General features: G+C 73.1%; 17 protein-coding genes. 9 read left to right on the top strand and 8 right to left on the bottom strand.

The annotated features are described in order from the left end of the window. From ACN9M0_RS17630 to ACN9M0_RS17610, 5 genes are all read left to right on the top strand, one after another. A complete protein-coding gene (locus ACN9M0_RS17630) occupies positions 1–981 on the top strand; it encodes an alpha-ketoacid dehydrogenase subunit beta (protein ID WP_366037308.1) in 981 nt (326 codons plus the stop codon). Positions 982–1,012: 31 nt separating this feature from the next. Then, the gene (locus ACN9M0_RS17625) at positions 1,013–2,428 is read left to right on the top strand and encodes a dihydrolipoamide acetyltransferase family protein (RefSeq protein WP_426405310.1); all 1,416 of its coding nucleotides are present in this window, start codon (positions 1,013–1,015) and stop codon (positions 2,426–2,428) included. A 74-nt stretch (positions 2,429–2,502) separates the two neighbouring features. Next, positions 2,503–2,973, top strand: coding sequence for a hypothetical protein (locus ACN9M0_RS17620; protein ID WP_426403877.1), 471 nt, complete (start codon positions 2,503–2,505; stop codon positions 2,971–2,973). 233 nt (positions 2,974–3,206) lie between these two features. Continuing rightward, the gene (locus ACN9M0_RS17615) at positions 3,207–3,881 is read left to right on the top strand and encodes a GntR family transcriptional regulator (protein WP_366037310.1); all 675 of its coding nucleotides are present in this window, start codon (positions 3,207–3,209) and stop codon (positions 3,879–3,881) included. Beyond that, positions 3,878–5,173: an MFS transporter gene (locus ACN9M0_RS17610; protein WP_366037311.1), complete on the top strand. Its 1,296-nt coding sequence runs from the start codon at positions 3,878–3,880 to the stop codon at positions 5,171–5,173. The genes ACN9M0_RS17615 and ACN9M0_RS17610 overlap by 4 nt, the downstream gene beginning before the upstream one ends. A gap of 62 nt (positions 5,174–5,235) precedes the next feature. Here the strand turns inward: ACN9M0_RS17610 and ACN9M0_RS17605 are convergent, their stop codons facing one another. Further along, the gene (locus tag ACN9M0_RS17605; protein ID WP_366037312.1) at positions 5,236–6,063 is read right to left on the bottom strand and encodes a maleylpyruvate isomerase family mycothiol-dependent enzyme; all 828 of its coding nucleotides are present in this window, start codon (positions 6,061–6,063) and stop codon (positions 5,236–5,238) included. 155 nt (positions 6,064–6,218) lie between these two features. Between ACN9M0_RS17605 and ACN9M0_RS17600 the strand changes: the two genes are divergently transcribed. Both ACN9M0_RS17600 and ACN9M0_RS17595 read left to right on the top strand, forming a co-directional pair. After that, complete coding sequence (locus ACN9M0_RS17600) at positions 6,219–7,016, top strand: carbon-nitrogen family hydrolase (protein WP_366037313.1); 798 nt, start codon at positions 6,219–6,221, stop codon at positions 7,014–7,016. After that, complete coding sequence (locus ACN9M0_RS17595; RefSeq protein ID WP_366037314.1) at positions 7,017–8,129, top strand: SMI1/KNR4 family protein; 1,113 nt, start codon at positions 7,017–7,019, stop codon at positions 8,127–8,129. Positions 8,130–8,148: 19 nt separating this feature from the next. Here ACN9M0_RS17595 and ACN9M0_RS17590 read toward each other — a convergent pair whose 3' ends face one another. Both ACN9M0_RS17590 and ACN9M0_RS17585 read right to left on the bottom strand, forming a co-directional pair. After that, positions 8,149–8,745, bottom strand: coding sequence for a hypothetical protein (locus tag ACN9M0_RS17590; protein ID WP_426403876.1), 597 nt, complete (start codon positions 8,743–8,745; stop codon positions 8,149–8,151). Between the two features lie 25 nt (positions 8,746–8,770). Further along, positions 8,771–10,234, bottom strand: coding sequence for a PLP-dependent aminotransferase family protein (locus ACN9M0_RS17585; protein ID WP_426403875.1), 1,464 nt, complete (start codon positions 10,232–10,234; stop codon positions 8,771–8,773). A 60-nt stretch (positions 10,235–10,294) separates the two neighbouring features. Between ACN9M0_RS17585 and ACN9M0_RS17580 the strand changes: the two genes are divergently transcribed. After that, a complete protein-coding gene (locus tag ACN9M0_RS17580) occupies positions 10,295–11,524 on the top strand; it encodes a trans-sulfuration enzyme family protein (RefSeq protein WP_426403874.1) in 1,230 nt (409 codons plus the stop codon). On the opposite strand, the gene ACN9M0_RS17575 is transcribed toward ACN9M0_RS17580, so the two are convergent. The 3 genes from ACN9M0_RS17575 to ACN9M0_RS17565 are packed head-to-tail and all read right to left on the bottom strand — an operon-like array spanning position 11,521 to position 14,136. After that, complete coding sequence (locus ACN9M0_RS17575; RefSeq protein ID WP_366037319.1) at positions 11,521–12,012, bottom strand: LURP-one-related/scramblase family protein; 492 nt, start codon at positions 12,010–12,012, stop codon at positions 11,521–11,523. The genes ACN9M0_RS17580 and ACN9M0_RS17575 overlap by 4 nt on opposite strands. Positions 12,013–12,043: 31 nt before the next feature. Further along, a complete protein-coding gene (locus ACN9M0_RS17570; protein ID WP_399696195.1) occupies positions 12,044–12,793 on the bottom strand; it encodes a hypothetical protein in 750 nt (249 codons plus the stop codon). 2 nt (positions 12,794–12,795) lie between these two features. Next, a complete protein-coding gene (locus ACN9M0_RS17565; protein ID WP_426403873.1) occupies positions 12,796–14,136 on the bottom strand; it encodes a hypothetical protein in 1,341 nt (446 codons plus the stop codon). A gap of 141 nt (positions 14,137–14,277) precedes the next feature. Between ACN9M0_RS17565 and ACN9M0_RS17560 the strand changes: the two genes are divergently transcribed. Beyond that, positions 14,278–16,089 (top strand): NHL domain-containing thioredoxin family protein, encoded by a 1,812-nt coding sequence (locus ACN9M0_RS17560; RefSeq protein ID WP_426403872.1) that lies wholly within the window; start codon positions 14,278–14,280, stop codon positions 16,087–16,089. On the opposite strand, the gene ACN9M0_RS17555 is transcribed toward ACN9M0_RS17560, so the two are convergent. Beyond that, positions 16,086–16,430, bottom strand: coding sequence for a hypothetical protein (locus ACN9M0_RS17555; protein ID WP_366037324.1), 345 nt, complete (start codon positions 16,428–16,430; stop codon positions 16,086–16,088). The two genes, ACN9M0_RS17560 and ACN9M0_RS17555, sit on opposite strands and share 4 nt — an antisense overlap. Before the next feature lie 55 nt (positions 16,431–16,485). After that, positions 16,486–17,793 (bottom strand): M18 family aminopeptidase, encoded by a 1,308-nt coding sequence (locus ACN9M0_RS17550; protein ID WP_366037325.1) that lies wholly within the window; start codon positions 17,791–17,793, stop codon positions 16,486–16,488. Positions 17,794–17,844 lie beyond the last annotated feature (51 nt).

Below are 17,844 nucleotides of genomic sequence, written 5' to 3'. Positions count from 1 at the left end.
ATGGCTGTTCAGAAGCTTCCCCTGGCGAAGGCGCTCAACGAGTCGCTGCGCAAGGCCCTGGAGACCGACCCCAAGGTCGTCATCATGGGCCTGGACGTCGGCAAGCTCGGCGGTGTCTTCCGGATCACCGACGGCCTGCAGAAGGACTTCGGCGAGGACCGGGTGGTCGACACCCCGCTCGCCGAGTCCGGCATCGTCGGCACCGCGATCGGCCTCGCGCTGCGCGGCTACCGGCCGGTCGTGGAGATCCAGTTCGACGGCTTCGTCTTCCCGGCGTACGACCAGATCGTCACCCAGCTGGCGAAGATGCGGGCCCGTTCGCTCGGCACCGTGAAGATGCCGGTCGTCATCCGCATCCCGTACGGCGGTGGCATCGGCGCGGTCGAGCACCACTCCGAGTCCCCCGAGTCGCTCTTCGCGCACGTCGCGGGCCTCAAGGTCGTCACCCCGGCGAACTCCTCCGACGCCTACTGGATGCTCCAGCAGGCGATCCAGAGCGACGACCCGGTCATCTTCTTCGAGCCCAAGCGCCGGTACTGGGACAAGGGCGAGCTCGACACCGAGGCCATCCCCGGCGAGCTGCACAAGGCCCGGATCGCCCGCGAGGGCACGGACCTCACCCTCGTCGCCTACGGCCCGATGGTGAAGACCTGCCTGGAGGCGGCCGCGGCCGCCGCCGAGGAGGGCAAGTCGATCGAGGTCGTGGACCTGCGCTCGATCTCCCCCCTCGACTTCGACACCATCCAGGCCTCGGTCGAGAAGACCCGCCGCCTGGTCGTCGTCCACGAGGCGCCGGTGTTCTTCGGCTCCGGCGCGGAGATCGCCGCCCGGATCACCGAGCGCTGCTTCTACCACCTGGAGGCCCCCGTCCTGCGGGTCGGCGGCTACCACGCGCCGTACCCGCCGGCGCGCCTGGAGGAGGAGTACCTGCCGGGCCTGGACCGCGTGCTCGACGCCGTCGACCGCTCGCTGGCGTACTGAGGAGAGCACCGTGACGATCCGCGAATTCAAGATGCCCGACGTGGGCGAGGGCCTCACCGAGGCCGAGATCCTCAAGTGGTACGTCCAGCCCGGTGACACCGTCACCGACGGGCAGGTCGTGTGCGAGGTCGAGACGGCCAAGGCCGCCGTCGAGCTGCCGAGCCCCTTCGACGGGACGGTCCACGAGCTTCTCTTCCCCGAGGGCACCACGGTCGACGTCGGCCAGGTCATCATCTCGGTGAACGTGGGCGGCGGCGCCGCTCCCGAGGCTCCGGCGGCCCCTGCCGCCGTCGCCACCCCTGCCGCCGTCGCCACCCCGGCCCCCGTCGCCACCTCGGCCCCCGTCGCCACTCCGGAGCCGGCCGCCGAGGCCGAGCCGGAGGGCCGTCAGCCGGTCCTCGTCGGTTACGGCGTGGCCGCGAGCTCCACCAAGCGCCGGGCCCGCAGGACCACGGTCGAGGCGGCCGCACCGGTCGCCGCGCCCGCCCCGGTGGTCCCGGAGCAGCTGAACGGTCACGCCCCCGCGGGCGCCCGTCCGCTGGCCAAGCCGCCGGTGCGCAAGCTCGCCAAGGACCTCGGCGTCGACCTGGCGACGGTCACCCCGACCGGCCCGGACGGGATCATCACCCGTGAGGACGTCCACCGCGCGGCGGCCCCGGCCCCGGCGCCGGTGGTCGAGGCCCCGGTCCCGGCGCCCGCGCCGGCCGCGGCGGCTCCGGCTCCCGTGTCCGCCGTCTCGTCGGACGCCCGGGAGACCCGTATCCCCATCAAGGGCGTACGGAAGGCCACGGCGGCGGCGATGGTCGGTTCGGCCTTCACCGCGCCGCACGTCACCGAGTTCGTGACCTTCGACATCACGCGCACGATGAAGCTGGTCGAGGAGCTCAAGTCCGACAAGGACATGGCGGGCCTGCGGGTCAACCCGCTGCTCCTCATCGCCAAGGCCGTCCTGGTCGCGGCCAAGCGCAACCCGGACATCAACGCGTCCTGGGACGAGGCCGCTCAGGAGATCGTCCTCAAGCACTACGTGAACCTGGGCATCGCCGCGGCCACCCCGCGCGGTCTGATCGTGCCGAACATCAAGGACGCGCACGTCCAGACCCTGCCCGAGCTCTCGCGGTCCCTGAGCGAGCTCGTCGCCACCGCCCGCGAGGGCAAGACGACCCCGGCGGCGATGCAGGGCGGCACCTTCACCATCACCAACGTCGGCGTCTTCGGCGTCGACACCGGTACGCCGATCCTGAACCCCGGCGAGTCCGCGATCCTCGCGGTCGGTGCGATCAAGCTCCAGCCGTGGGTCCACAAGGGCAAGGTGAAGCCGCGCCAGGTCACCACGCTGGCCCTCTCCTTCGACCACCGCCTGGTCGACGGCGAGCTCGGCTCCAAGTTCCTGGCGGACATCGCCGCGATCCTGGAGAACCCGAAGAGGCTCATCACCTGGGCGTAGTGCACGGGTTCGCCCGTTTCACGTGAAACATCCGGTGGTGGCATCAGCCGCCACCGGATGTTTGGGTTGAGGGCATGGACCTCCTCCTCGAACCGCCGCACGGCGCCGGGCCCGTACGCCTCGGGATGACCCTCGCCCAGGCGGTGGCGGCCGTCTCCCCCTGGGGCGAGCCCCGGGTGCGCACCCGCCCGAACCGCGTTCTGGTGACGGTCTCGGCCGCCTGTGACGGGCTCGGCGTCGAGGTGCTCCTGGAGGAGCGGGACACCGTCACGGCCGTCGAGCTGTGGTGGCCGGGGGAAGGGCGGGAGACCACGACGCGGGTGCTCCTGGAGGGCGCCGACGTGTTCCGTACCCCTGCCGACGAGCTGCTGAAGGGCCTCGCGGCGCACGACGCCGACGGTGAGGACCCGTTCGTCCCCGGGCTCTCGCTCGGCTTCACCCGCCGCACCTCCCAAGAGGTCGCGCGCCGGCCCGACGGCCTCCCGGTGTGCTTCACCTCCGTGCTCGTCGGCGGCGCGGACTACTACGACTTCCGGCTCCGGTAAGCAGTCCAGGACCACTACGACTCACGGCCCGGTAAGCGTCCAGGACTACTACGACGCACGGCCCGGTAAGCGTCCAGGACTACTACGACGCACGGCCCGGTAAGCGTCCAGGACTACTACGACTCGCGGCCCCGGTGAGCAGTCCAGGACTACTACGGCTCACGGCCCTGGTAAGCAGTCCAGGATGCGGACGTGGCTGTCTGTTGCACCTCTGTTGTATCTATTCTGTGCGCATGCCATCAGCGCCAGCCGGTCCAGCCCCGCTGCCCACCAAGCAGCCTCCCGCCGCCGACCGCGTCTACATGCACGTCAAGCAGGCCGTACTCGACCGGCGCTACGAGGGAGGCACCCTCCTCACCGAGGGCGAACTCGCCCAGGCCGTCGGGGTGTCCAGGACCCCGGTCCGCGAGGCGCTGCTCAAGCTGGAGATGGAAGGGCTGCTCAAGCTCTACCCGAAGAAGGGCGCCCTCGTCCTCGCCGTTTCCGCGCAGGAGATCGCCGACGTCGTCGAGACCCGCCTGCTCGTCGAGGAGTTCGCCGTCCGCCGGGCCGTGCCCGCCCCCGCCCCGCTGATCGCCCGCCTCGAAGAGCTCCTGGAGGAGCAGAAGCGGCGCGCCGAGGCCGGGGACCTCGCCGAGGTCGCCGTCACCGACCGCTGCTTCCACGCCGAGATCGTCCGGCACGCCGGCAACCAGATCCTCGCCCGCCTCTACGACCAGCTCCGCGACCGCCAGCTGCGCATGGGCGTCGCCGTGATGCAGTCCCAGCCCGACCGCGTCGCCAAGAACATCACCGAGCACGCCGAGATCCTCGACCGCATCAAGGCCGGCGACGTCGAGGGCGCCGCGCTCTGCGTCCGCCAGCACCTCAGCTGGGTCAAGGTCCTGGTCCGGGGCGAGGCCCGATGAGCACGGTCAGCCTGCCCGGCGATCCGCCCGGCGGGAAGCGGGCCGCCCTCGTCTGGGGCGTCGGCGTCGCCGTCTACTTCGTCGCCGTCATCTTCCGTACGTCCCTGGGCGTCGCCGGTCTCGACGCCGCCGACCGCTTCGACGTCAACGCCTCCGCGCTCTCCACCTTCTCCATACTCCAGCTGCTCGTCTACGCGGGCATGCAGATACCCGTCGGCCTCATGGTCGACCGGCTCGGCACCAAGAAGGTCCTCGCCCTCGGCGTCGTGCTCTTCACCGTCGGCCAGCTGGGCTTCGCGCTCTCCCCCTCGTACGGCACCGCGCTCGCCTCCCGCGCGCTCCTCGGCTGCGGCGACGCCATGACCTTCATCAGCGTCCTACGGCTCGGCAGCCGCTGGTTCCCCGCCCGGCGCGGCCCGCTCATCGGTCAGGTCGCCGCCCTCTTCGGCATGGCCGGCAACCTCGTCTCCACCGTCTTCATCGCCCGCGCCCTGCACGGCCTCGGCTGGACGACCACCTTCGTCGGCAGCTCCCTCGCGGGCGTCGTCGTCCTCGTCCTGCTGCTGCTCTTCCTCAAGGACCACCCCGAGGGGTACGAGCCCCAGCCCGCCGCGCACGCGGGTGCCGCCTTCGTCCGCCGTCAGATCGCCGAGTCCTGGCGGGAGCCCGGCACCCGGCTCGGCATGTGGGTGCACTTCACCACTCAGTTCCCGGCCATGGTGTTCCTGCTGCTCTGGGGCCTGCCGTACCTCGTCGAGGCGCAGGGCCTGTCCCGCTCCACCGCCGGGACGCTGCTCACCCTGGTCGTGCTCTCGAACATGGTCGTCGGCCTCGCGTACGGGCAGATCATCGCCCGCCACCACACGGCCCGCGCCCCGCTCGCCCTCGGTACGGTCGCGGCCACCGCCCTGCTGTGGGGGACCACCCTCGCGTACCCCGGCGACCACGCGCCGATGTGGCTGCTCGTCACCCTCTGCCTGGTCCTCGGCGCCTGCGGACCGGCCTCGATGATCGGCTTCGACTTCGCCCGCCCGGCCAACCCGCCGGAGCGTCAGGGCACCGCCTCGGGCATCGTCAACATGGGCGGCTTCGTCGCCTCGATGACGACGCTGCTCGCCGTCGGCGTCCTGCTCGACGCGACCGGCGACAACTACCGGATCGCGTTCTCGTCCGTCTTCGCCCTGGAGGCCCTCGGCGTCGTGCAGATCCTCCGCCTCAAGGCCCGCACCCACCGCAGGGAGCGGGAGCGGCTGGTCGCCAGCCGCGTGGAGGCCGTGCACGTCCCCGTATAGAGAGCCGGGCTACCTATCGGGATGGAGAGCCGGGCTGTCCATCCGGATGGAGGCCGGGCTGTCTATCGGGGCGTCACCGCGAAGTTGTCGAGGATGGCCCGCGCCAGCTCCTCGTCGCCCTCGGTCTTGACCCGGTCGGCCACCTCGGCCGGCCGGACCCGGCCGCAGGCCAGGCGGACGAACGTCTCCCAGTCCGTCGCCAGCGTCACCGCGGGGCCGAGGGACGGCGCGCCGTCGATCGAACCGTTGCCGTCCGCGTCGACCCGTACCGTCCGCAGGAACTCCACCGGACCGGTCACGTCGAGCACCACCGCCGAGGAGGCCGGCGCCCCGGCGTCCTTCGCGACCACCTTCGGCAGCGCCTCCAGGAGCACGTCCCGGGTCACGAGCGCACCCGCCGAGTCCAGGTTGCCCGGCACGCCGAGCGCCGCCCGCAGGTCCTGCTCGTGCACCCACACGTCGAAGGCCCGATCACGGTAGGCCAGTTCGAGGGACTGCTCGGCGCCGAGCGGAGCGCGGATCAGATGCTCGGGGGAGCGGTTCTCGTTGCGGAGCTGACGGGCCCGCCGGATGAGGATGTACTCCAGCTCCGAGGTCATCTCCGGGGCGGTGTGGTGCCGCCGCACATCGACCTGGACCTCCATGTAGCGCGCGAACTCACTGCGCACGTGGTACAGGTCGCGGGGCAGGGAGTGGATCGGCCGCGGGTCGCCGAGCATCTCCGTCTCCATGCCGATCACATGGGACACGATGTCCCGCACCGACCAGCCGATGCAGGGCGTCGGCCGGTTCCACTCGCCCTCCACGAGCGGCTGCACCAGCTCGGCTATCGCCTCGATGGAATGGGTCCAGGCGTCGGCGTAGTTCTGGAGGCTGGGATGGACGGTCACGGGACCCCTCGGCGGTTCTTCGGTGCGCGGGCTGAAAACACGACTGGGTGGGAGGCTCGGACGCTAAGTTACGCTGCCCGAAGGCACCCCGGCAGTGCTTTCGTGTGACGATCGTAGGCCGGTGTTGACGGCTCGAATGCCAGGACGGTGGTAGTGTGCGCGCCTCGCTGATCCAGATCGCGGTAGACCCGGACGAACCGGTCGAAGCCCGTCGCGCCCGTGTGGCGCGCCTCGTACGGGAGGAATCCGGCCGCGCCGACCTCGTCGTCCTGCCGGAACTGTGGACCGTCGGCGCCTTCGCGTCCGACCTCTTCGCCGCCGAGTCCGAGCCGCTGAACGGCCCCACCCACCGGGCGATGGCGGCGGCGGCCCGCGACGCCGGGGTCTGGCTGCACGCCGGCTCCTTCGTCGAGGCGGAGGGCGGCGCCCTCTACAACACCTCACTCGTCCTCTCCCCCGACGGCGAACTCGTCGCCTCCTACCGGAAGATCCACCGCTTCGGCTTCGACAAGGGCGAAGCCGTGATGATGGCCGCCGGCGAGGACCTGGTCACCGTCGACCTGCCGCACCTCACCGTCGGTGTCGCCACCTGCTACGACCTGCGCTTCCCCGAGCTCTTCCGCGGCCTCGTCGACGCGGGCGCCCAGGCCTTCGTCGTCCCGGCCGGCTGGCCCGCCCGCCGCCGCGCCCACTGGACCCTGCTGGCCCGGGCCCGGGCCGTCGAGGACCAGGCGTACGTCCTCGCCTGCGGCACCGCCGGCACCCACGCGGGCGTGGAGCAGGCCGGGCACTCGATCGTCGTCGACCCCTGGGGCGAGACCCTCGCGGAGGCCGGCCCGGACGAGGAGATCCTGCGGGTCGTCCTCGACCCGGCGAAGGTCCGGACGACGCGGGAGGAGTTCCCGGCGCTGAAGGACCGGATGCTGGGGATCGCGACCCCGAGGCGGGCCTGAGTGTCCGGACCGGAAGCGAGGGAAGCCGTCGCCGCCTTCGCCGCGCTCTTCGGGCCGCCGCCCGAGGGACCGGCCGTGCCCGTCGACTGGGACGCGGTCGAGGAGTGGCTCGGCCTCCGGCTCCCCGCCGACTACAAGGCCGTCGCCGCCGCGTACGGCCCGCTCGACATCGGTGAACGGCTCTGGCTGCACACCCCGTTCACCAGCGACGCGCGCCTCTTCGACTACGGCCGCTTCGTCGAGGAGGGCCGCCGGGCCGCCCCCGGCGTCCTCCCCTTCGGCGCCACCCGCATGTCCGACACCCTCTACTGGGACACCACCGTCTCCGACGACCCGGACCGGTGGCCCGTCGTCGTCCACGTGCAGAACCTCGCGAACGCCGGCAAGGATCCCTGGCTCCGCCCCGGCACCACCCTCCTGCCCACCCTCACCGGCTTCGTCGCCGACGGCCTGCGCCCGCTCCTCGCCCGCAGCGGCCTCGCGGGCGGCGAGCTGTCCCCCTGGACCCCGCCGGCCCGCCGCCCCGAACCGACCCCCGCGCAGCGGGCCGCGCTCACCGGCGGCGGCACCGGCCTCGACACCCTCACCGCCCTGATCCCGCCGCCCGCCGTCCCGCACCTCGGCGAGCAGAGCTGGGAGTGGCTGTACGAACGCCTCGGCACCCGCCTCCCCAGCGAGTACGTCCGCCTGATGGAGACGTACGGCGCCGGCACCTGGTGCCAGTGGCTGAGCATGAGCCTCCCGCGGGGCACACGCCACTACGACCTGGCGCCCTGGGCCGAGTCGCACGGGGAGGGCTACCGGGGCCTGCGCTCCTCCTACCCCGAGTACAACCCGCTCGCCGTCTGGCCCGAGCCGGGCGGCTTCCTCCCCTTCGCCGGTTCCATCGACGGCGACCAGCTGTGCTGGCTCACCGAGGGCGACACCCCCGACGACTGGCCCCTGATCGTCATCCCCCGCCACGCCCCCCAGGGCCCACCCCTCACCGGAACCCTCACCGCGACCCTCCTCGCCTGGCTGCGCGGCGAACTCCGCACGGAAGGCCTCCCCGGCCTCGTACGCCCCCACGAGGACCCGCTGGACGCCATCGACTTCGAGTCGCACGGCCCCTGAGGCGTGCCCGCGCCACGCTTCAGGCCTGGACCTCCGCCCACAGCCCCGTGGCGCGGGAGAGGGCCGCGCGGACCGCGCCGGACCGGGTGAGCGCCGCGCGGTCCACTCCGGCGAAGACCAGCGCCAGGGAGAGGTCCGCCGCGCCGGCCCGGCCCGACACGGTGACGTCGAGGCGGCGGCGCTTCCCGCGTACGGACACGGTGACGCCCGGGTCCTCGTCGTCCGCCTCCCGGACCAGGACCCAAGAGCGCCGGTCCCGCGCCCACAGCCGGTAGAGGTCGCCGCCGTACCGCAGGTTCAGGGCCCGCTGCCGGGCGGTCGCGCCGAAGCGGTTCCGCGACACGTGCACCACGGAGTCGCCGACGCGGAGGGTCGCCCGGTTGAGCGTCGGCAGCCGGGCGACCTCCGTGTGGACGCCTCTCGTCTCGTACGAGGCCGTCGGCACCCGGCCGCCGCGCAGCTCCGACACCACCACCTCGGGCACGGTCTGCCGCATCGGCGCCTCCACGGTGAGCTCGCCGAACTCGGCGGACTCGCCCCGCCATCCGGACCGCCGCTCGTACCCCCTGCCCTCGCGCCACGGACGGAGCGTGAACGGTGTGACGGTCGTGTGCATGGCGGCGGCCCCTGTCCCCGGTCGGTCACACGACCATCGCATGCAGGGACGCCCGGTCCGGCCCCGGCCCCGGGGTGTACTCCGCCCAGGCCTCCGCCAGTCTCCGTACCGCCTCCGTCAGCACCTCCGGGGGCGCCAGGAAGTGCAGGCGCAGGTGGTGAAGGCTGCCGCCGAGGGCGTCGGTCGTGGCGCCCGGGAGGACGGCGACGCCGTGGCGGAGGGCGAGCTGGGCGAAGCTCACTCCGTCACCGTGGGGGAGCCGCACCCAGAGCGTCTGGCCGCCGGTCGTCGGAGCGCAGGTCCACGAGGGCAGCAGCCGGGCGAGCTCGGCCCTGAGGTGGGCGTGGCCCGCGCGGATCGTGGACAGCCGGGCGTCCAGGACCGGCGCGAAGCCGTCGAGCAGACGGGCCGCCGCCAGTTGGGCCGGGACGTCGCTGCCCAGGTCGTGCAGGGCCTTCAGCCGGGCGAGGCGGGCGATCAGCGGTGCCGGGCCGCGCACCCAGCCGATGCGGAGCCCGCCCCACACCACCTTGCTCAGCGAACCCACCGCGATCACCTGGCCGTACGCGGACAGGGGAGTCCACGGCGTCCCCGTGTCGAAGGCCAGGTCGACGAGGACCTCGTCGTCGACGAGCGGCACCCCGAGCGCGTTCGCCGCCTCGACCAGCCGCCGCCCCGCCAGCGGCGGGAGGACGGTCCCGGTCGGGTTCTGGAACCGGGGCACCACATAGGCCAGGGCCGGGCGGTGACGCTCCATCACCCGTACCGCCTCCGCCACGTCGATCCCGTCCGGCCCCACCGCCACCGGCAGCGGCACCGCCGCCGCCTCCCGGAACAGGTCGAGCGCCCCCGGATACGCCGGCGCCTCCACGAGCACCCCGTCGCCCGGCGCGAGCAGCAGCCGGACCAGCAGCGACAGCGCCTGCTGCGCGCCCGTGGTGACCAGGATCTGCCCCGGCTCCGTCGGCACGCCCCGCGCCGTGAACCGCCCGGCGACCGCCGCCCGCAGCTCCCCGATCCCCGCCGGGTGGTAGCCGAGGTCCCCGTCCGGCAGGACGAGCGAGCGGTACGCCTCCGCCAGCTCGGCCGGCGGCCGGTCAGGGGCCGCGCAGCTCAGCAGGATGACATCGTCCGGCGCCTCCAGGAGGTGCAGGAACAGCGGGTTCGACGTCTCCTTCACCCGAGGGGCCTCCCGCGGCAGGGCGGCCGCCGCCACCCGCGTCCCGCTGCCCTGGCGCCGTACCAGGCGGCCCTCCTGCTTCAGCGTCTCGTACGCGGTGACCACCGTCGTACGGCCCACGGCCAGGGCCGCCGCGAGCCGCCGGTCCGGCGGCAGGAGCGTCCCCGGCGGCAGCGCGCCCTCGTCGATCAGCCGGCGCAGCCGGGCGGCGAGCAGCAGGTACAGCGGCCCGCGCCCGGCGGACCAGCGGCCGAGCCGGGCGATCAGGCCGTCCAGGTCGTCCGGCGGGGCGGCGATTGGCTCTCTCACCGAACCAATCTGCCGGGATTGGATCTGTGAAGGCAAATGTCCCGTCTCCAGACTGAGGTCATGAGCCACGCCGACTCCGCGTCCCCGCGCCTCGCCACCCACGCCGACTCCGCCTCCCCCCGTCCCGAGACCCTCGCCGTCCACCCGCCCCACGTCGAGATCACCGGCAGCAGGCCCCTCGGCGTCCCCCTCCACCAGGGGCACGTCTTCGCCTTCGACTCGGCCGACGCCCTCGCCGAGGGCTTCACCTCCCCGGACGCCTTCCTCTACGCCCGCCTCGGCAACCCCACCGTCCGCACCCTGGAGGACGCCGTCGCCCGCCTGGAGGGCGGGACCGCCGCCCGCTCCTTCGCCTCCGGCATGGGCGCGATCAACGCCGTCCTCCTCGGCCTGCTCGGCAGCGGCGACCACGTCATCGCCCAGACCTGCCTGTACGGCGGCACGTACGCCGTCCTCACCGACCTCGCCGCCCGCTGGGGCGTCGACGTCACGTACGTCTCCGGCACCGACCCGGAGGAGGTGCGCGCCGCTCTGCGACCCGAGACCCGCCTCCTCTACCTGGAGACCATCGCCAACCCCACCACCCGCGTCGCCGACGTCCCCGCGCTCGCCGCCGTCGCCGCCGAGGCCGGGGTCCCCGTCGCCGTCGACAACACCTTCGCCTCCCCGCTGCTCTGCCGCCCCCTCGACCACGGCGCCGACATCGTCGTCCACTCCGCCACCAAGTACCTGGCCGGGCACGCGGACGTCCTCGGCGGCATGGCCGTCTTCAAGGACGCCGAGCTGTACGGCAGGGTCCGCCGCCACTCCGTCGAACAGGGCGCGTCCACCGACCCGTTCGCCGCCTGGCTCACCCTGCGCGGCATGCAGACCCTGTCCCTGCGCATGGAGCGCCAGTGCGCGAGCGCCGCCGAGCTCGCCGCCCGGCTCGAAGCGCACCCGGCGGTCGAGGCCGTCCGCCACCCGGCCCTCGCGAGCCACCCGGACCGGGCGATCGCCGCGCGCCTGCTGCCCGCGGGCGGCGGCGGGGTGGTCTCGGTCGACCTCGCGGGCGGCCGGGAGGCGGGCCGCACCTTCGTCGAGGCGGTCCGGCTCGCCTCCCTCAGCGTCTCCCTCGGCGATGTGAAGACGCTCGTGATGCACCCGGCGTCCACCTCCCACCACCAGCTCGACGCGGCGGCGCTCGCGGCGGCCGGCATCGGCGCCGGCACGGTCCGGCTCTCGGTCGGCATCGAGCACGTCGAGGACCTGTGGGCGGACCTGGAGCAGGCCCTCACCAAGGCGGCCTAGTCCTCCCGTTCCCGCTCCGCCATCCGGATGACGCACACGGCGACCGCGATCTGCAGCGCCGCGTCCGCGTCCTCGCGGACCACGTTCACCGCGTACGTCTCGCGGACGTGGAACCACTGCCGGGAGATGTGGGCCAGGAGTTCACCCTCGTACTCGACGGTGAACTCCCGGTCCAGGATCCGGCCGCTGACGTCCAGTTCGGTGCCCTCGACGAGCGTCACCCGGTAGTGGTTGCGGAGCAGGGAGAGCCGCTTGCGGCGGACCGTCGCGAGCGGCCGCTCGTCCCGCTCGATCGTCATCGCGTCCCGGAGGCTGAACATCTTCTGCCGCAGGGTGACGAGGACGTGCCCGTCCGGGTCCTTCAGCTCCAGGGTGTCGCGCAGCCGCAGCGCCTTGCCGTCGACGAGGAAGGCGTGCCGGCCCTGCTCGTCCTCGATCCAGTAGTCGTCGCCGATCGCGAAGATCTTGTCCCGTACGAGATATTTCACGCGCCTATGTCTGCCCGGCCGCGGGGGTTTCTCACCCGAAGTAGCGGGTGAACGCGTCCGGGGACGCGCCGAGCATCTCCCCGAACGGCGAGTCGAGCTGACGGATCAGCAGCACGGTGAAGGCGATGAACCCGGAGAGCCCCATCACCATCACCACGTGCGTCGTGCTCCGCTTGATCCCGAAGAGGAACATGAACGCCAGCGTGAGCGCGCCGCCGATGATCAGGCCCGTCCACAGCACGGGGGAGAGCCGCTCCTGCGCCGCCGCCTCCCTCCCCCGTCGCGCGTCGTCGACGTAGCCGAGCTGGGCCAGCACCTCCTGGGCCGCGATCTGCTCCGGCACCTTGGCCGAGTCGCCCACCTCGCCGGCCTTCCGGAGCTCTTCGAGCAGCTGCCAGCCGGACGTGTCGAGCGGCTCGCGCTCCGCCATCGCCGGCCACTCGACGCCGACGACGTGATCGGCGTACGTACGGGCCGCGTTCCGCACCGGTTGCCGCTGGGCGGCGGGGAGCGAGTCCGCGAGGAGGTACGTCTGGTGCAGCGCGCTCGCCTCGGCCCGGACGTTGTCGGCGGCGTCGGAGCGGGTGTCCCAGACGGACACGAGGCAGAGTCCGAGCACCACCGCGTAGAGGACCGAGACCATCATGGCGATGTACTCGGCGACGTCCTCGCGCGGTTCCTCCTCCTCGGTCGTCGGGAAGAGCTTGGTCTTGGCGACGACGGCGAGGGCGGCGGCGAACGCGACGCCGAGGACGACGAAGAGCGTTTCGAACAGGTCCATGGTCACTTCCCCCGGTTGCCGAGAAGGGCGGCCGCGACGGCCGCCGGGATCAGAATCAGCAGCAGCATCGTCACGACACCGAACCGGTGAGCCTCCCGCGTCCGGCGCCGCAACCGCCCGAGGAACCCCTCGTCGTCCCGCACGGCGGCGACCCGCTTCTGGTTGGCGGTGCCGGGAGCAGTGCCCGGAACGGCCTGCTGTTCGCCTTGTCGTAAGCCCTGCTGTACGTCCTGCTGTACGTCCTGCTGTACGGATCGGGGCGGGGCTACGGGGACGGGCGCGGCGGCCCGGGGAGGTGCGGCCCCTGGAAGGGCGGCGGCGGGAGCGTCGGGAGCCCCGGCCGAGGCACCGATTGCACCGGTGGCCCCTGCTGCACCGGCAGCCCCAGAAACTCCAGGAACCCCACGACTCCCTGGAACACCAACAGCACCGCGCGCACCAACAACGCCAGCGGCACCATCAGCTCCGGCGGCACCAGCAGCTCCGGCGGCACCACGGGAGCCACTCCCCCCACGAACCACAGGCCGGACGATCGTGAAGGCGCCGGAGGACCGCGCGGTGAGGGTCGGCGCGGGCGCGAGGGTGCCCCCGGCGTCGTAGGTCGTGACCCGGTCGCTGCCGGTGGCGAGTCCGGTGCTCCGGTGGGTGCCCGGCGGGCGCCGGACGGTGGCCGTGCAGCGGGCCGAGGCGCCCGGGGCGAGGCGAGGCACGGTCCCGGCCCTTCCGGCGCAGTCCAGGGCGCCGGGGGCGAGCCGCAGCGCGGAGTCCTCGACGCGTACGGCGAGGACAGGCAGGTTGCCCCGGTTGGTCACGGTGTAGGTGACGGTCGCGGTCCCGTCGGCGGTCGCGCCGACCGCGCGCCCCGCCCTGCCCGCTCCACCGGCTCCGGCTCCGGCCCTGACCGTGATCCGCTCGGTGAGCCCGAGGACTCCGGCGACTCCGGTGTACCCGGAGGGGGAGTTGGCGCCGATCCGGCGCCCGAGGGACGGGATGTCCCCCTCGGCCCGCACGGTCGCCGGGTGCACCCCGGGCACGGCCCGGAAGCGGGCGACGCACTCCAGCTCGCGGAGCGCGGCGAGGGGCTGCCGGGGGCACCGTACGGCCCCGTCGGGCACGCCCGGGTCGATGACCCGTACCCCGTACAGATGGGCCTCGCCCCGGTTCACGAGCCGGTACCGCTTCACGACCGGAGCTCCGGCCCGTACCGCCGGGGGCCGTGATCCGGTGTCGGCCCGCCCGTTCACGGTCACGGTCACCCGCAGCGCCCCGTCCCCGGCCCCACCGGCCCGGGCGACGGCCCCGGGCAGCAGGAGCAGCACCGCGAGAAGCAGCCCTCCAGTCACCCGGCGGCGGTAATAGTCCGATGATCTGCCCGCACGCGTCATGGCCCCCATGCCACCGCCCGCCGCCGATCACCCCACCGCAGGACACGCCTCCGCCCCCCTCCCGGCCCCGGATTTCCACCCGTACGGCACTCTTGAAACATGAACGATGCCGCCCCGGCGCCCACCTCCGCGCCCGCGCCCCGACGTGCCCGTGTCCGTGCCCCCGAGCTGATCGGCAAGGGAGGCTGGCTGAACACGGGTGGAGAAGAGATCACCCTCGCCGACCTGCGAGGAAAGATCGTTCTGCTCGATTTCTGGACCTTCTGCTGTGTGAACTGCCTGCACGTCCTCGACGAGCTCCGCGACCTGGAGGAGAAGCACCGCGACACGCTCGTGATCGTCGGTGTGCACTCCCCGAAGTTCGTGCACGAGGCCGAGCACCAGGCCGTCGTCGATGCCGTCGAGCGGTACGAGGTGCACCACCCCGTCCTCGACGACCCCGAGCTGGCGACCTGGAAGCAGTACGCCGTCCGCGCCTGGCCGACGCTCGTCGTGATCGACCCCGAGGGGTACGTCGTCGCCCAGCACGCCGGCGAGGGGCACGCCAACGCGATCCGGACGCTCGTCGAGGAGCTGGAGGCCGAGCACGAGGCCAAGGGCACCCTGCGGCGCGGGGACGGGCCGTACGTGCCGCCCGAGCCCGTCGCGACCGATCTGCGCTTCCCCGGGAAGGCCGTTCTCCTCGACGAGGGGCACTTCCTCGTCTCCGACACCACCCGGCACCAGCTCGTCGAGCTGGCCGAGGACGGCGAGACCGTCGTGCGCCGGATCGGCGAAGGCGTCTTCCGCGAGCCGCAGGGCCTCGCGCTCCTGCCCGACGGCAAGGTCGTCGTCGCCGACACCGTGAACCACGCCCTGCGTACGTACGACCCGGAGAGCGGCGCGATCGAGCTCGTCGCCGGCACCGGGAAGCAGTGGTGGCAGGGGTCCCCGACCTCCGGGCCCGCCCTCGACGTCGACCTTTCCTCGCCGTGGGACGTCGCCTGGTGGCAGGGCAAGGTGTGGATCGCCATGGCCGGTGTCCACCAGCTGTGGACGTACGACCCGGAGACCGGGACCGTCGAGGTCGCCGCCGGGACGACGAACGAGGGGCTCGTGGACGGCCCGGCCGCCGAGGCCTGGTTCGCGCAGCCGTCCGGGCTCGCCGCCACCGAGGACCGGCTGTGGATCGCCGACTCCGAGACCAGCGCCCTGCGTTGGATGGACACCGAAGGCGTCGTCCACACCGCCGTCGGCACCGGGCTCTTCGACTTCGGCCACCGCGACGGCGCCGCCGAACAGGCCCTGCTCCAGCACCCGCTGGGCGTGACCGCCCTGCCCGACGGCTCGGTCGCCGTCTCCGACACGTACAACCACGCCCTGCGCCGCTACGACCCCGCCACCGGCGAGGTCACCACCCTCGCCACCGACCTGCGCGAGCCCAGCGACGCGGTCCTCGTCGGCGGCGACATCGTGGTCGTCGAGTCCGCCCGGCACCGGCTGACCCGGCTGCGGCTGCCCGAGGAGGCCGTCCAGGTCGAGGCGGTCGCCCACCGCACCCGGCGCGAGGCCACCGAGATCGCCCCCGGCCGGCTCCGGCTCGACGTCGTCTTCCAGGCGCCGACCGGGCAGAAGCTGGACCAGCGGTACGGCCCCTCGACCCGCCTCCTGGTCTCCTCGACCCCGCCGGAGCTGCTGCTCGGCGGCGAGGGCACGGGGACGGACCTCTTCCGGGAGCTCGACCTGAACCCGGAGCTCACCGAGGGCGTCCTGCACGTCTCGGCGATGGCCGCGTCCTGCGACGACGACCCCGCGAACGAGTACCCGGCCTGCCACGTCCACCAGCAGGACTGGGGCGTCCCGGTGAAGATCACGGCCGACGGCGCCGCCCGACTCCCCCTGATCCTCGCCGGCATGGACGAGACGGCCTAACGCACGATCCCCTGGTTCCTGGACGGGCGCCCCGCGGCCCCGTCCAGGCAGCCCTCCACCCAGGCCGCCGGGTCGTGCACGGCCCGGTCGCCGCCCATCCCCTGCCGCTCCATGAGCGCGCACTCCCCGTCGAGCAGCGCCTTGGTGCGCGAGCCGTCGACGTCGTAGCCGCGGATCCGGGAGGCCTGGACGAAGCCGCCCTCGTAGGCGATGTCCGTGCCCCACGGCGGCCGTTCGTTGTATTCACCTATCAGGACGCCGGCCGCCGCCGTGGCGACCACGACGGCGGCGGCGACACCGGTGGCGAACTTCCCCCGCGAGGGGCCCTCATGACGATGCATGAGGACGACGCTGCCAGGCGGGGGCTTTCGCGGATGTTTCGCTCGGACCCGGTGCTCAGCCCTCCAGGAAGGCGACCAGCGCGTTCGCGAGGAGGTACGGGTCGTCGGCGCCGCACAGTTCGCGGGCGCTGTGCATCGAGAGGATCGCGACGCCGATGTCGACCGTCGAGATGCCGTGCCGGGCGGCGGTGATCGGGCCGATCGTGGTGCCGCAGGGCATGTCGTTGCTGGAGACGAAGGACTGCCAGGGCACCCCAGCCTTCTCGCAGGCGGCGGCGAAGACCGCGCGGCCGCTGCCGTCGGTGGCGTACCGCTGGTTGACGTTCACCTTGAGGATCGGGCCGCCGTTGACGCGCGGGTGGTGCGTCGGGTCGTGGCGCTCCGCGTAGTTGGGGTGGACGGCGTGGCCGGTGTCGGAGGAGAGGCAGACGGTGCCGGCGAAGGCGCGGGCGCGGTCCTCGTAGGAGCCGCCGCGGGCGTAGACGGAGCGCTCCAGGACGTTGCCGAGGAGGGGGCCCTGGGCGCCGGTGTCGGCCTCGGAGCCGTTCTCCTCGTGGTCGAAGGCGGCGAGGACCGGGATGTACGGGAGGTCGTCGCGGCCCGCGAGGGAGGCGAGCGCGGCGACGGCGGCGTGGACGGAGATCAGGTTGTCCATGCGCGGCCCGGCGAGCAGCTCGCGGTCGCGGCCGAGGTAGGCGGGCGCGTCGACGGCGTGGACCATGAGGTCCCAGCCGGTGACGTCCTCGGCGTCGACGCCGGCCTCGGCGGCGACGAAGGAGATCAGGTCGCCCTCGTGGACCTGGCCGATGCCCCAGATGGGCTGCATGTGGCGCTGGCGGTCGAGCTTGAGGCCGTCGTTGACCTGGCGGTCGAGGTGGATGGCGAGCTGCGGGACGCGCAGCAGCGGCCGGTCGACGTTGACGAGGTGGTGGCTGCCGTCGCGGAGGGTGAGGCGGCCGGCGAGGCCGAGGTCGCGGTCGAGCCAGGTGTTGAGGAGGGTCCCGCCGTAGATCTCGACGGCGACCTGGCGCCAGCCCTGGGCGCCCATGTCGGGCTGCGGCTTGACGCGCAGGTTGGGGGAGTCGGTGTGGGCGCCGACGATCCGGTACGGGGTGTGGGCGGCGGTGCCCTCCGGCACGTACCAGGCGATGATCGCGCCGCCGCGGATCACGTACTTCCCGCCGCTCGTCCCGTCCCAGGCCGCGGTCTCCTCGACCCTGTGGAAGCCGGCCTTCTCCAGGCGTGAGGCGGCGCTCGCCACCGCGTGGTACGGCGAGGGCGAGGCCGTCAGGAAGGCCATCAGGTCGTCGGTGTGGCCGCGGTCGAAGGGGCCGGCGGTGGGACGGGAAGCTGCGCTGCTCATGGGTTCACCTTACGCAGGGACCGGAATACGAATACGGGACCCCGGAAAAGG

Origin of the sequence: Streptomyces sp. R-07, assembly GCF_049913175.1 — a bacterium.
In the GTDB taxonomy this organism is placed as follows: domain Bacteria; phylum Actinomycetota; class Actinomycetes; order Streptomycetales; family Streptomycetaceae; genus Streptomyces.
Note: the sequence above shows the minus strand (reverse complement) of the source record. Positions and strands in the feature narration are given on the sequence as shown.